9 protein-coding genes and 3 tRNA genes are annotated in these 14,566 nt (G+C 59.7%); 5 read left to right on the top strand and 7 right to left on the bottom strand.

Going from position 1 to position 14,566, the window contains the following annotated elements:
- Positions 1-810 precede the first annotated feature (810 nt).
- Positions 811-4,122, bottom strand: coding sequence for an SUMF1/EgtB/PvdO family nonheme iron enzyme (locus tag L6R21_18410; GenBank protein MCK6561171.1), 3,312 nt, complete (start codon positions 4,120-4,122; stop codon positions 811-813).
- Between the two features lie 259 nt (positions 4,123-4,381).
- Here L6R21_18410 and L6R21_18405 point away from each other — a divergent pair, with 259 nt between their 5' ends.
- From L6R21_18405 to L6R21_18390, 4 genes are all read left to right on the top strand, one after another.
- Entirely contained in the window at positions 4,382-4,672 is a 291-nt protein-coding gene (locus L6R21_18405; protein MCK6561170.1) for a hypothetical protein, read from the top strand.
- Positions 4,673-4,724: 52 nt separating this feature from the next.
- Positions 4,725-4,801: transfer RNA gene (locus L6R21_18400), tRNA-Val, on the top strand.
- A 66-nt stretch (positions 4,802-4,867) separates the two neighbouring features.
- Positions 4,868-4,942, top strand: a tRNA-Asp gene (locus tag L6R21_18395).
- A 73-nt stretch (positions 4,943-5,015) separates the two neighbouring features.
- Entirely contained in the window at positions 5,016-7,736 is a 2,721-nt protein-coding gene (locus L6R21_18390; GenBank protein MCK6561169.1) for a patatin-like phospholipase family protein, read from the top strand.
- 75 nt (positions 7,737-7,811) lie between these two features.
- On the opposite strand, the gene ahcY is transcribed toward L6R21_18390, so the two are convergent.
- Positions 7,812-9,173: an adenosylhomocysteinase gene (gene ahcY, locus L6R21_18385; protein ID MCK6561168.1), complete on the bottom strand. Its 1,362-nt coding sequence runs from the start codon at positions 9,171-9,173 to the stop codon at positions 7,812-7,814.
- Between the two features lie 8 nt (positions 9,174-9,181).
- Entirely contained in the window at positions 9,182-10,126 is a 945-nt protein-coding gene (locus tag L6R21_18380) for a metalloregulator ArsR/SmtB family transcription factor (protein ID MCK6561167.1), read from the bottom strand.
- Positions 10,127-10,528: 402 nt separating this feature from the next.
- On the opposite strand from L6R21_18380, the gene L6R21_18375 reads away from it, so the two are divergent.
- Positions 10,529-11,116, top strand: coding sequence for a hypothetical protein (locus L6R21_18375; GenBank protein ID MCK6561166.1), 588 nt, complete (start codon positions 10,529-10,531; stop codon positions 11,114-11,116).
- A gap of 62 nt (positions 11,117-11,178) precedes the next feature.
- On the opposite strand, the gene L6R21_18370 is transcribed toward L6R21_18375, so the two are convergent.
- The 4 genes from L6R21_18370 to L6R21_18355 all read right to left on the bottom strand — a co-directional run bounded on the left by L6R21_18370 (position 11,179) and on the right by L6R21_18355 (position 14,511).
- A complete protein-coding gene (locus L6R21_18370; protein MCK6561165.1) occupies positions 11,179-12,402 on the bottom strand; it encodes a tetratricopeptide repeat protein in 1,224 nt (407 codons plus the stop codon).
- Between the two features lie 257 nt (positions 12,403-12,659).
- A tRNA-Arg gene (locus L6R21_18365) sits at positions 12,660-12,736 on the bottom strand.
- 33 nt (positions 12,737-12,769) lie between these two features.
- Positions 12,770-13,660: a bifunctional methylenetetrahydrofolate dehydrogenase/methenyltetrahydrofolate cyclohydrolase FolD gene (gene folD / locus L6R21_18360; protein MCK6561164.1), complete on the bottom strand. Its 891-nt coding sequence runs from the start codon at positions 13,658-13,660 to the stop codon at positions 12,770-12,772.
- Positions 13,661-13,701: 41 nt separating this feature from the next.
- Entirely contained in the window at positions 13,702-14,511 is an 810-nt protein-coding gene (locus L6R21_18355) for a TIGR00282 family metallophosphoesterase (protein MCK6561163.1), read from the bottom strand.
- Positions 14,512-14,566 lie beyond the last annotated feature (55 nt).

The raw sequence follows: 14,566 nt of genomic DNA, 5'->3' as shown, positions 1-14,566 counted from the left end.
GCTGCAAGCTCTAAAACTATTGCCGCATGAATTTCACGGCGAATGGAATTACACAATCAAGCCCCGAAATTAAGCACCTTCAGAATTGTATACTTTGTTTTTTAACGGGCCCTAAGGTTGCGCAAAGAAAAGCAGAAGAAAAACTTTGCGGTTACTTTGCGGCTCTGCGTCTTTGCGTGCGCTTTTTTTTGGTTCCGGTTTGTCCGGCTTATGTGATAAGAATGAAGAATCGGCTGAACGTTGCAGACTAGCGCAGGCGTTTTTTCGAGGCAACGCCGCGCGCACAAGCCTTGGTTTCTTGTAGTCCCGACGCCTTGCGGGTCGCTGCTGGGCCAACGAATTCACGGCTTGGCGCAATGCCCTGGTTTTTGTAGTCCCGACCCCTTGCGGGTCGCTGCCGGGCCAACGAATTCACGGCTTGGCGCAATGCCCTGGTTTTTGTAGTCCCGACCCCTTGCGGGTCGCTGCCGGGACAATGAACTCACGGCAATAGAACGCCGGCGCGCAAACGAATCCGGCGGAACGACCTCTCCTGCTCTTGCTGCGCGACAGCAGCAACTCCGGAGCAAAACAAAGCTGGCCTGAAGAGCCGGAACCTCATCAGGCCAGCGTGCGAGTGACTCTTGCGTGTTCTATTTTTGCGGGGGCAATATATCGAATTTTCGGCAGCGGCGCAAGCCCGGGGCACAGACTACCGCCCGGGCGGTAAAAAGGGCAAAATTTCAAAAAATTTTTGAGGCCGCTCGCTCGCGCTCGCTCTGCAACAGCAACAGCAACAGCTCAGAGTTCCAGAGTCCAGAGATTCAGAGTTCAGAGTGATGGGGACACAACCACACGAAACCCGAAGTTGAAGTTCCTGTGGTCGGGATTGGTCCTGTTGCGACAGGCGCACCGCACGTACCCCTGAGGGCCGCTGAACGCGCCGCCCCGCAACACGCGGAGAATTTCGCTAGGTGCATTTATGTTCTCGCGGCCATCAGCAGGATCATAGGGATATTTGAATTCCGGTGTCATAAAGTCCTTTCCCCACAAACTCCGAGTCCACTCCCACACATTTCCGGCCATTTCTTCGCAACCGCAGAGTGACTTGCCTCCAGGAAAGCAGCCCACAGCGCTGGGATCGTTGATTTTTGTATCGACATAATTCGCGCGGTTGGCATCCGCATTTTCTCCCCACGGAAAACGGCGCTGTGGTTCTTCGTTGGCAGTGAGTTTTAGTGTAGTCGCCGCCAGCTCTCGCACCGGCCGCACCAACGGTGGTTTGGGCACTTTCAAACCGCCACGCGCCGCCTTTTCCCATTCTGCCTCCGAAGGCAATTGCACTCGCCATTGCTTCGGCAAGAGTCCCTGCTTACGCCAGTGTTGCGTGAGCCAGTCGCAGAATTCCATAGCCTCGTACCATGACACCCAACGCACCGGCCGGTTGGCCGGGTCTTTCAAACAACCTGGGTTTCCAAGTTTGTGCTCCGTCGCGTTCACAAAGAGCTGGAACTGCGCCACGGTAATCGGGAAGCGTGAAATCCAATAGTCGGATGAAAGCTGCTTGTTCAAGTGTGGCGCTGCTTCCTCGCCTTCATCTTTATGGCCCATCCAGAAATCCCCAGCCGGCACCAGGCAGAATTCCAAGTGATCGAGCGTCATTACTTCCGGGCGCGGGTCGCCCAGTTGCGCCAGGCTGTTGCCGGCTAGCGCGCGTTCCGTGGCAGGAAAGTCGCTCTTGCGCATGATCTGCTTCAGCCATTCCTGCACGCGAGCAAGATTATTCTGGTTGCGGGGATTGAGTTGCTTGAGATCACCGGCCTCTGCCAGCGCCTGGCCCGCCAAATGCGCGCCCCAGACATCGGCGGCAGAAACCGCCTCTGCCGAGTAGTCGTTTTCGCACAGCGCATCCACCAACAGCCAAATGGTGGAGGCTGATCCGCCCGCAGCTTTCGCGCCGGCCAGCAGGGCCACTTCCCGCCAGCGGTTGGGATCTTGCCGCGCCAACCGCGCCACGGTGTCGGGATAGTCGTGATCAGTCAAGTAACACGCAGTGAGATATTCCTGAAAAGTGCGATGCGGAAAAGTATAAACCTGCACCCCGCGCGGCAGCAAGAGTCCGGCGCGCTGGCTCAAGTATTCAATCAAGCGTTGCGGCCGCACATCGGGATTGGTGTTCAAGCGCAGCAAGCCACTAATCAACTTCTCCTCGGCAACGTCGGCAGTGCCGGCCAAATCAGGCTGCGCCGCGTGCGCCTGAAAGGCCAGCTCGTGCAGCAGCTCCCGCACTTTCTTGCGGTCAACCTTGAGATATTCCGCCAGGCTCGGCTGCAGCACCCGCACCTGGCCATCCGGCTCGCGCACCACTTTCGGACTCTCCCACCAATCCAACAGCAAATCCACCGTGTCGGAATAAAGCTCCTCGCGCTTTTCCGGCAGCGAGCCGCCGCGCCAGGCATGCAGGCTGGCCATCAAAGTCAGGAGCAGCGGCCGCTCGGCCAAACCTTGCAGGCTGGTACTGGCAGAGATGGCGCGTTTCAGAAGCACGGCCCGGCCCTGGGCGTCGTCAGGATTCATGCCGCGCAGCTTGGCAATGTGGTTGTACCAGTGGTCGACGAAATTCTCAATCTGCGGTTTGATAAAGGGCGCAAGCACGGTTTCAGCAAAGCCGTTCAAACGCCAATCCTGCTTTTGATAGGCGTAGGTGCGGCTGGTGACCAGCACGCGGCATTTGCCATAGCAGGAGACGAAGTCCTCCACTGCTTGCTTGAGCTGTTGGCGGCGTTGGTGTGCTTCCGGCACCTCGTCCAAGCCGTCGAGCAGCAACAATCCGCCGGCGTTGAGCAGCTCGGTGCGCAAATGCGGGGCAAAGTCCCCCAGGTTGTGGCGTTCCAGCTCAGCGGCGAGGAATTGCCAGAGATGTTGCGCGGTGGCTGCCGTGCCGGCTGCGGGCAAGCCAGTGGCAGCAAAATCGCGCAGAATCACCCGCACCGGCAGCAATGCGCCATACAGCCACGGCTGCGGCCGTTTCTTGTCTTCTTCCTTTTCGCTGGGCAGCGGTTGGGTGAGCAGCTTGAGATTCGCTTCTTCCTTTTCCAGCGCTTCGCCCGCCAGGCAGAGCGTGACAAAGTTGACAAACGTGCTCTTGCCGCTGCCGGGATCGCCCAGCAGTACCAGGCGCTGGTGCTGGTTGAGCTGTTCGAGCGCGGAGAGGCGGCGCTGCTCGCGTTCCATGCGGCCGGGCTTCCCGCCGGCTTCCCATGCTTCGGCACTTTGGGTGAACAAGGCAGTATAAACCGCATCGAGCTGCAAACGGGATTCCTGCTCGCTGCTGGCGGCCTTGGGATCGATGCCGGAAAGCGAAAGTTTACGCGCTTCGGAAAAGAGGTGGTTCAGGTAGGCGTGGCGGAGGGCTTGTCGCGCATGATCGTGTTTGTCTTGGGTGGTGAAGGTATTGGTCTGCGTCACCGTGACATTGGGCGCAGTGACGATGATGCTGCCGTGCACGGAGCCGCTGATGGTGACGTCGCCGGTTTTGGGCCATTGGAAATCGAGGCGGCGGCCATCACTCTCAGCCAGCGCGGTGAGCAAGCCGGCTTGAATGTGGAGGCTCTCCAAATGAGCTTGTTTCAGGAAGGCAATCAGCCCCCGCACTGCCGCAAGCAATTCCTGCTGCAGATGGGTCTGCTTGAGCATTTCAGCGGCTTGTATCACTTCCCGCAGCTCGGGTTCATCCAGGGCCGCGGTCAGGAAGGCGGCCTCGAAGGCATTTAAGCATTGGTCAAAATTGAGATGAGGGAGGGTGCCGGCGTCGTAGCCGGAGTTTTGAAACAGGAAGGCGAGTTCAGCACGATCCAACGGTTGCGAGCGCAGCAAGCGCACAAGCTGCTTGCCCACATCAGGCTCTTGAAAGAATTTCTCGAAAATCTCAGCGAGATGTCCGGCATTATCCTTTTCCGCCTTGCTGGCTGCCGCGGCAATGGCAACGATGCCGGAGTGCAGGCATCTCTTGAGGGCGGCTTGTTTGGCGGAAGGCAGGAAGGCACTTCCCATGCGCTTGATTGCGGCATCAATCAACTGCGTCGCCAAATTGGCGGCCAGAGAAGAAAGAAAATTGGCGGAAAAAGGATCAGTGGGAATCATCGTGGCGTTCCGTTCAAGTATGCCGGTTTCTCAGCGTTCGCTCGCTCTCACCTGCCGGGAGCAGCATGGCAATGGAAGGATTGGTGTGCGGTATTGATAAAAAGATTCCACGCGAAAAGCAAGGCTGGCGGCAGCGCCGGCGCGAGACGTTTGCCGCCCGGGCGCTCTGAGCGCCCGGGCGGTGAAAAGATGCCTTAATTTTGGTTGACAAAGTGTTGACCCTTTCTTATATTGCGCGTCGCAAATTACAAGGATCGTCATGAAGGAAGTCAAGGCAAAAGAGCTTCGCCGGCCGGGGCGCAAGTCCTCCCTCAAAATTGTGGAGAAACTGCCGTTCACCCGTGTCAATTACTGGCTGTTCGGGCTTGGTGTCCTGCTGATCATTGTGGGATATGTCGCCCTGGCGCAACCGCCGGTGGACGGCTTTTTGACGCTGACCGTCGCGCCGATCTTGTTGGTGATCGGCTATTGCGTCGTGATTCCCCTGGCGATTCTGTATCAGAGCAAGAGCAGCGTGCTGCCTGACCGCGCGCCAGGAGACGGGCGCTAGCTTGCTGCCCGCCGCGGCATGGTCGCGTGCACGCTTGGCCCTCCTGCCCGCCGGGCGATTAGCTCAGATGGTTAGAGCGCCTGCCTTACAAGCAGGAGGCCAGTGGTTCAAGTCCACTATCGCCCACCAAGCCCGTGGCGCTCACGGTGGTCGGTTCCAACCAAACGCTGTGCTGCCGTGCTGGAAAAAAGTTTCGGGGTCGTGGTGTAGCCTGGTTAACACGTCGGCCTGTCAAGCCGAAGATCGCGGGTTCAAGTCCCGTCGGCCCCGCTAGATGAACAAAAAGGGTTATGGCAAAAAAGCTGTGACCCTTTTTTTTCAACCTGCCGTTTTGAGTCTTGGAATGCTCGCTCGATTGACCTGGCCCAGTCTCTCTCCCGTCGCCGCACTATATTCTTTCCTCGTTTTCTGCGCTGCTGCCGTGCCGGCCGCCGCCGGCCACGGCATGAAGCCCCGCATGCCTGCAGCGGATTCCGCCCGCGCGCCCGCAACCGCCACCGTCGTGTTCACGCCGCGCACAGGCAAATGGGTGCGGCCGCCGCACGCTTTCCTGGCGTTTCACGAGTTGGCGCATCCGCGCGTGGGGTTGGCGCTGAGCGGCGGCGGCAGCCGCAGCCTGGCGCAAATCGGCGTGCTGCAAGCCCTGGAAGAGCATGACGTCCAACTCGATCTGATCGTCGGCACCAGCATGGGCAGCATCATCGGCGGCTTGTACGCCGCGGGCTATTCCGCCCGCCAACTCCGCGAGATCGTGCACCAGCTCGATTGGGAAACTCTGCTGCAAGACGAGCCGCTGCGCCGCGACCTGCTGCTCAGCCAAAAGCAGGAACACGACCGCACTTACCTGCAACTGCGGCTGCGCGGTTGGAAACCGGCATTGCCGCGCGCGCTCACCGCCGGCCAGAAGCTGCAATCCGTGCTCACCGAGCTGACTTTGAAGGCCAACTATTGGGCCAGCTCCAGCTATGACAATCTGCGCATTCCCTTCCGCGCCATCGCCACGGAGGTCTACAGCGGCCGGGAAGTGCTGATCGACAGGGGCGATTTGGCCGAGGCCATGTGCGCCTCTGCCGCCATTCCGTTTCTGCTCTCGCCCGTGCCCCGCCCCAATCAGTTGCTCGTCGATGGCGGCCTGCTCAACAACATTCCGGTGGACGTGGTGCGCCGCATGGGCATGGAGATCGTCATCGCCGTGGATGCCACCTCCAATCTGCGCGGCAAGGACGATCTCGCCACGCCCTGGGAGTTTGCCGATCAAGTCACCACCATCATGCAGCAGGAACGAAATCGCGAGCAGGCGGCGCGCGCCGACGTGCTGATCTCGTTTCGGGCGGAAACGCGGCCCTCGCTGGATTTCACCAATCTCGACTCGCTGATTGATTTGGGATACCAGAAAACCCTCGCGCAGATGGATCGCATTCGCCAGCTTTGCAGCCGCGTTCAGGAGGGGAACTCCGACGGTGCTGCCACGCTCTACGCGGTCAGTCACGTTGCGGTGCGTGGCGAGGAGATGAGTCATCTGCCGCTGCCCTGGTCCGGCAACGGCGGCACGCGGCTGCGCGGCGAGGAGATTCAGAGCCAGGTCGATCAGCTCTACGCCAGCGGCGATTACCGCCACGTCCGCGCGGTGCTGCAGCACGATACGCTGTCTTTCGCCGCCGAGATGAATCCGGTTCTCCGCAGCCTGCAGTTTGTGGGCAACACGGTTTATTCTGATCTCGATCTGTTTGCCTGTCTGCAATCGCGGCTGGGCGAAAGGGTGAATCACCTGCGCGGCCAGCAGGATCTGACCAGCCTGCTCGAAAAATACCGGCAGGACGGCTACGCGCTCGCGGAAATCCGCAGCGTGGATTTCGATTCCGCCAGCGGCGCCTTGGTTATCGCGGTGGATGAAGGCCGGATTGCCGACATCGTGTGTGAGGGGTTGTTGCACACGAAAGACTTCGTGGCGCAGCGCGAGTTCACGCTCAAGCGCGGGGAGATTTTCAACTCCAATGCCGCGCGCCAAAGCGTGGCCAATCTCCATAACACCGGCTTGTTCGAAAAAGTCGGGCTGAGCCTGGTGCGCTTGCCCGGCGGCGGCGCGCTGGTCAAATTCAAGGTTGAGGAAAAGCCCTTCACCATTCTGCGTTTGGGCGGATTCTCCGAGAGTGAGCGCGGCAGCCGCGTGTTTGCCGAAGTGGGAAATGAAAACCTCTTCGGCACCGGCACCCGGGCGTTCTGGCACGGCAACCTGGGCGAGCGCGATCAAGTCACGCGGCTGTCATGGTACGCCGATCGTTTTGCGCACACCTATCTCAACCTGGCCACCAGCATCTATCATGAGTTGCGTGAGAATCTCACCTATGTGCCGCGCCGGCCCGAGCCCATCGGCGCCTATGACGAACGCCGGTTGGGCGTGCGCGCGGCGTTGGGCCAGCAAGTGAGCCGGCTGGGCGGCATCTCACTGGAATTGCGCTCGGAAGAGGTGCGGCTGCGCAGCCTGTCGGGCAGCGGCTATCCGGTGGGCACGACGCGTTTCAACAGTCTGGCGCTGCGGTCGATTCTCGATACGCGCGATCAGCTTCCCTTCACGCGCACCGGCCGCTATCTGCATTTGGCGTACGAGTACTTCAGCCCGTTTGACGGCGGACTGGAGTCGTTTTCCAAATTTCAGGCGCAGTTGGAATCGTTCGACTCCGCCGGGCCGCACACGCTGCGCTACCGTTTTGCGTTGGGCGCCGCGGAGGAAACCACGCCGTTCAGCGAGCAATTCAAGCTCGGCGGGCCGCATGAGCTTTATGGCCTGCGCGATCAGGAATTCGCCGGCCGGCATTTGATTCTGGGCAGCATGGAGTATCGCTACCAACTGCGCCAGCGGCCGCTGCTCGATACGTATCTGAGTTTGCGTTATGATTGGGGCGGCGTGTGGGTGGATCGCAAAGACACGTCGTACCGCAAAATTCGCAACGGCATTGGCATGGGCGTGACGGTGGCCACGCCGCTGGGCCCGGCGGGGGTGTCGGTGGGATTGTTCGAAGGCCGGCAAAAGCGGGTGTACTTCCAGCTCGGCCACGCGTTTTGAGCAGGCGTACACAAGCCTTCCAACAAAAAAGGCGCAGGCAATTTGCCTGCGCCTTTTTTGTTGCCAGAATATCGGCTAATAGCGGTAATGTCCCGGTTTGAAGGGGCCATCGACCGAGACGTCCAAATACTCGGCCTGCGCCTGGGTGAGCCGGGTGAGTTTCACGCCGAGCTTGTCCAAATGCAGCCGCGCGACTTTCTCGTCGAGCTTCTTGGGCAGCATGTAGACGCCGACCTCGTAGTGGTTGTTGAATAGCTCGATCTGCGCCAGCACCTGGTTGGTGAAGGAATTGGACATCACGAACGAAGGATGGCCGCTGGCACAGCCCAGGTTCACCAGCCGGCCTTCGGCAAGCAGCAGGATTGAGTGGCCGTCCGGGAAGACATACTTGTCGACCTGCGGCTTGATCTCGATTTTCTGGATGCCGGGAAAGGCATTGAGCTGGGCGACTTGAATTTCGATGTCGAAATGGCCGATGTTGCAGACGATGGCGCCGTCTTTCATCTGCTTGAGATGTTCGATGGTAATGACGTCCTTGCAGCCGGTGGCCGTGACAAAGATGTCCGCCGTCTTGACGAAATCCTCGATGGTCGCCACCTCATAGCCTTCCATCGCGGCCTGCAGCGCGCAAATGGGATCGATTTCACTGACCACCACGCGGCAGCCGAAGCCGCGCAGCGATTGCGCCGAGCCTTTACCCACGTCGCCGTAGCCGGCCACCACCGCCAGCTTGCCGGCCAGCATTGCGTCGGTGGCGCGCTTGATGCCGTCGGCGAGCGATTCGCGGCAACCGTAGAGATTGTCGAACTTGCTCTTGGTCACCGAGTCATTCACGTTGATGGCCGGCACCTTGAGGCGGCCCTCTTTCAGCATCTTGTAGAGGGCGTGCACGCCGGTGGTGGTTTCCTCGGTGATGCCTTTCAAGCCGGGAAGGAATTGCGGCATCTTGTTGTGAACGAAATAGGTGAGATCGCCGCCGTCATCGACGATCATGTTCGGGCCTTCGCCGTTCTCGAAATACAGGGTCTGCTCGGTGCACCACCAGTATTCCTCTTCGGTTTCGCCCTTCCACGCGAACACCGGGATGCCCGCGGCGGCAATGGCGGCCGCGGCATGATCTTGCGTGGAGAAAATGTTGCAGGAGGCCCAGCGCACCTTGGCGCCGAGCGCCACCAGGGTTTCGATCAGCACCGCGGTTTCGATGGTCATGTGCAGCGAGCCGGCAATGCGCGCGCCCTTGAGCGGCTGCTGGCTGCGATATTCCTCGCGCACCGAGATCAGTCCGGGCATTTCTTTTTCCGCCAGTTCAATCTCTCTGCGGCCCCACGCGGCCAGGGAAATGTCCGCGACTTTGTAGGGCGGCCGCTGGGTCGCGGCGGGTTTACCGTTGGCGCCGTTGCTGTCGGCTTTCGTTTTGATGACTTCGGTTTCGTACATGTCGTCCTCTAGGGTTTGGTTGCTTGGAAGATGAGAATTTTCATCGTTTCGTTTTTTGCAAGAATCTCCGATTTGGGCGGGGCAAAGCCGGCCGCGCTCAGCCATTTGTTCAAGTCGGCGCGCTTGAAGCCGAGCCACAGATCTGCATACTTCTCGCGCATTTCCACGATGTCATGCTGCAGCAGGTCGGCGATGACCAGCGTGCCGCCGGGCTTGAGAATGCGGAAAATTTCAGCAAGGGCGCTGGCCGGCTGGGAAACATGATGCAGCACCATGCAGGCCACTGCCGCCTCCACCGCCGCGTCGGGCAGCGGCAAATGCTCGATTTCACCCAGGCGAAAATCACAGCGGGGCAGCGCTTCCGGCAGCTCTTGCGCGAGATAGTCCGCGGCAACGCGCAGCATGGTGCGCGAAGAATCGATGGCGACGACCTGCTCGCAGCGCTGCAGCAACGCCGGCAACAGCAGTCCGGCGCCCGCGCCCAGATCCGCGGCGCTGCGCAGTCCCTGGGGCAGATGGCGTAAAACATGCTCGCGGTAGTAGCCGCTATCCAGCACTTCCTGCTGCAGGCGCTCCCACTCCGGGCCGATGCGGTCGAAATACTTCTGGCTCGCCTGCCGCCGGTGCTGCACAATCGACTCGATCTGCTGCAAATCCGCTTCCCGTGACCGGAGCTGCGCGGCGGCCTTCAGGGCCAGGCGCGTCGCTTCTGCCAGTTCCACCTTGCCATTGGGCGGGGTGAGCGAATAGAAGGTCCAATGGCCTTCGCGCCGGCTGGCGACCAGCCCGCAATCCGCCAGGATTTTGAGATGCCGCGAAATGCGGGATTGGCCCATGCGCAGAATCTCGATCAGCTCGTTGACGTTGAAATCTCCCTGCGCCAGAATAGCGAGCAAACGCAGCCGCGTTTCATCCGCCAGGGCCTTGAACACCTGCAGCATATCCGAATTCATATCACCATATCAAGATTTTTTGATATTATACAATCCCTTTGCCCGAATTGCAAATCATTTTTTCCGACTTCCAAAGCTGTAACTCGGCGGCGGAGCAGATACGATCTTGTGCTTGTGGGAAAGGGCGGGAGTGCGCGGCGCAGGTGCAGTCTTACGATTTTGCTGATCGATGGGGCCGGGGTCCGGGTTTGCGGTGAATGATCTAAGCTGTTGATTAAAATGCCGGTGTTGCGTGGAAATGAAGCGACAGCCGGCGCCGGCTTTGCTGCAGCCGAATGAATTTCTCGCTACTGCGGCTGCGCAACAAAACTGGCCGCATATTTGCTAAAGACTGGGCGGGAACGAAACTCAAGCTACTCCTCAGCAGGAGCTGCGCAACATCAACTTAAGGAAGAAAGCATCATGAAGAATCAATCCACCAAAGGGAGCTTGCGGGTGTGTCAGGGATTGGCGCTGGCCGGTTTGATGTTGGTGTGCGGCGCGGGTGCGGCGCAGGCACAGGCAGTGGCGCGCGCCAGCGCAAATGTGCCGGCAGCGGCATTGGAAGCCAAGGAAACGACGCTGGCGGAAGCCAAAGCCTCCCTGCTGGCCAGATTGCAGGAACTGGACAAGGAGTTTGAACTACAGCTCGAGGAGACCGCTCCGGCGACCATGGCGCCCGAGCCGATTGCCAGCCCGGCCAGCCAGCCTGCCGCTGCCTCGGCGCGACCGGTTGATCTCTCCACCGCGCTGTTGGAGTCGATCGAGGGCAGCAAAAATCCCGGCGCCACCCTGGTGGATCAGGACCCGGCAACGCCCGATCTGAAGGCCATGCAGACCAACATCGCCGCGAACAGCTTTCTGGTCAAGAAAATTGAAGCTCTGGAGCGGATGCTCGAATTGATGGAGATGAAGGAACAGATTTTGACCGAGCAGAAGAGTTTCGACAAGCGCTTGAAGACGGTGCAGGCCAAGGTCGAGCAAAACAGCCGGAAACCCAAGGACGAATAGTCTCGCAGAACGGACGATGCGCGGTAGACACAAAAGACGGCCACGAGCCGTCTTTTGTGCTTTTAGGCCACTTTGCGCAACAGTTCCTGGGCCTGCTCTTTCAAGGGGGTGTTGACTTTGGCGCCCAGAATCGCTTCCAGGTGGGAGATGGCGCGTTCCACCTCATTCATCTTGATGAGCGCCATGGCGAGATAGTAGTGTGCCAGCAGATTGGAGCGGTTCAATTTCACCCCACGCTCGAGCTGCGGAATGGATTCCGTCAGCCGGTTCAGCTTGATGAGATTTTTCCCCCACACCGCCAGCATCACCGAATCCCCCTTGCCGAGTTCGCTCGCCTGTTCGAAAGCTTTCACCGCCTCGGCCGGCCGATCGATGAGATCGCAGGCGATCGCCAGTTGCTTGAAATAAAGCCCTTTCGCAGAATTGAGCTTGCTGGCCTGCGCAAAGGCCTTGACCGCACGGTCCGGCGAGCCGGCGCGTTGCAGCGCCACGCCCAGAGCCGCCCACACCTGATCGTCATCCGGTTTTTTCTCGAGGTACTTTTGGTACATGCGGGCCGCGCCTTTGAAATCCGAATACAAAAAGGCTTTGTAGCCCTCGGCGTACAGGCTCTCCAGATCAGCGGTTTCCACGGTGGGCGCCGCGGAGATGATGCTGCGCTTGGCGTGCGCCGCGAGCGCGTGCTTGGGATCCAGCTCGATGACTTTGCGATAGTTCAGATTGGCGTTCTCGGTGTCGCCGAGAATCGCATAGATCTTGGCCAGGCCGAAGTAAGCGCGAATCTCGTTGGGCGAGAGCTCGATGGCGCGCTGGAAACTGGCGATCCCTTCTTTGTATTTCTTGAGAATGCTGTAGACCGCGCCGAGATTGAGATGGGCGAGCGCGTTGCGCGGATCGAAGAAGATGCTCTCTTTCAGATGGCCTTCGGCCTCCGCGAACTTGCGCATCTTGAGGAGAATCGTGCCGAGGATCAAATGCGCGCGATGGTAGATCGGGCAAAGCGTGACCGCCTGGCGAAAATTCTCGACCGCCTCCTTGTAGTTCTTGTTGGCGAAGCAGGCGATGCCGAGGTTGAAATAGTAATCGGGATCAGAAGGATTCTTCGCCAGTGCCTGCGTCCAGCGGGCAATGGCCTTGCCGAAATCGCGCTGCTTGGCGAACACCATGGCCTCGCGATGCAGACTTTCGGCTTCAGCATTGAGCGCGGGCAGGGTCCAGCGCAACTCGGCCTTGCTCTCGGCGATTTTGATCTGCAACTGGCTGCTGTTACCGAAGCGTCGACTCAAATATTCTGCGATTTTGGCAGGATCTTTCTTGGACGAGATCAGCTCGTGGATTTCTGAGTCAAGGTGACGAATATCGGAGAGCGCGAGCGTGGCTGAGATGAATTTTTGGGCAGCCTGTGAGCTCATGGGCACCAAAATTAGGAAGGAAATGCAATAAGGATTCTGAACTGAAAGGCGGATTGACCGCTCGACAAAAAATTAGGGCTTCGGAAAATCGTGCGGGCTTTTGCTGTCCGCGCGATCTTCCGAATCCCTTGTGGTACGCCAGGGGGGACTTGAACCCTCAACCTTTGGCTCCGGAGGCCAACGCTCTATCCAGTTGAGCTACTGGCGCATGGGGTGGCGCAGCGCGCCGAAGGATCTGTTTTCAGGCGGCGCCGGCGGCCAAGCGCTCGGCGGCCAGCACCGTATTCTGCATCAACATGATGATCGTCATCGGGCCGACACCGCCGGGCACCGGCGTGATGGCCGCGGCTTTCTGCTGCACCGCCGCGAAATCGACATCACCCACCAGACGATAGCCTTTGCTCGCGGCCGGATCAACGACGCGATTGGTGCCGACATCGATCACGACCACGCCCTCTTTTACCATGTCCGCGGTCACGAATTGGGCCTTGCCGATGGCCGCAACCAAAACCTCCGCCTGCCGGGTTAGCTGTGGGAGATTCGCCGTCGCGGAATGGCAGATGGTCACGGTGGCATTCGCGCGCGGCCGTTTCTGAGCCAGCAACACGGCGAGCGGCATGCCCACGATGCCGCTGCGGCCCAGAACCACCACGTGTTTTCCCGCCACCGGAAAGCCGCTGCGCTGCAGCAGTTCCAGCACGCCCGCCGGCGTGCAGGGAATGAAAGTTTCTTCACCGTTCTGCAGCTTGCCACGATTCACCGGCGTGAAGCCATCCACGTCTTTCTCCGGCGCGAGGGCGGCGAGCACGCCTTGCGGGTCGATCTGCGGGGGCAGAGGCAATTGCACCAAAATACCGTGAACCGCCGCGTCGCGATTGAGCTGCGCAATCAACTCCAGCAGTGCGGACTGCGGGGTGGCGCGCTCCAGTTTGTAGACTTTGGAATAAAGGCCCAAGCTCTCGCACATTTTCGCCTTCGCGCCGACATAGACCGCGGAGGCGGGATCATCACCCACCAGCACCGCAGCCAAACCGGGCGTCACCTGCTTCTGCTTGAGTGCCTGAATTTTTTCAATGAGCTCGGCCTTGACTTGCTCAGCAATGCGCTTACCGTCGATCAGAACTGCGGACATGGCCACTCTCTTTTGGCCTGCGCGCCGTTGCCGGCCGCAGGCTACTGCAGAAACAACCGTTCGATGCTGACCGCCTTCATCGTCTCTTTGCTGATGCGGATCAGGGCGCCGCACAACCGGACATTGCCGCTGGCGACTTCGAAACGCATGGGCACGCCTCGCATGAACCGCTTGATGGCGGTTTCTTTTTTCATGCCGATCACCGAGTCGAATGGGCCGGTCATGCCCAGGTCGGTGAGATATGCCGTGCCGCCGGGCAGAATCTGCTCATCCGCGGTCGGCACGTGGGTGTGCGTGCCGATGACGGCGCTGACGCGGCCGTCCAGATGCCAGGCCAATGCCATCTTTTCGGCGGTGGCTTCGGCGTGAAAATCGACGATCACGACGCTGGCCTGGCGGTCGATGCGGCGCAGGATTTCATCCGCCGTGCGGAACGGGCAGTCGATCGCGTACAGATAGGTGCGGCCCTGCAGATTGATCACCGCGGCTTTGATGCCTTCTTCGATATCAACCAGCGTGTAGCCGCGCCCGGGATTGGGCGGCGGGTAATTCGCCGGCCGCAGCACGCGGCTGCTCAGCTCCTCGTCCTTTTGCCAGACCTTGAAGACTTCCGGATTTTCCCACGTGTGGTTGCCGCCGGTAATGACATCGATGCCGAGCGCGCGATATTGTTTGGCGAGCGCGGCAGTGATACCCTTGCCTTCCGCGGCGTTTTCACCGTTGGCGATGACCAGATCCGGCTGATACTGCTGCTGCAATCCGGGCAACAGGCGGGCGACAATCTCCAAGCCGGGCTTGCCGATAATATCCGCGATAAAGAGGAGCGTCCACGCTTCGTTTTCTTTCATCATCCTGCGGGAATTTGCTTGGAGATTCTCGAAACACCCGGAATATAGGCTAAAAAAC

It is taken from the genome of bacterium (genome assembly GCA_023150945.1).
GTDB lineage: Bacteria > Zhuqueibacterota > Zhuqueibacteria > Zhuqueibacterales > Zhuqueibacteraceae > Coneutiohabitans.
Note: the sequence above shows the minus strand (reverse complement) of the source record. Positions and strands in the feature narration are given on the sequence as shown.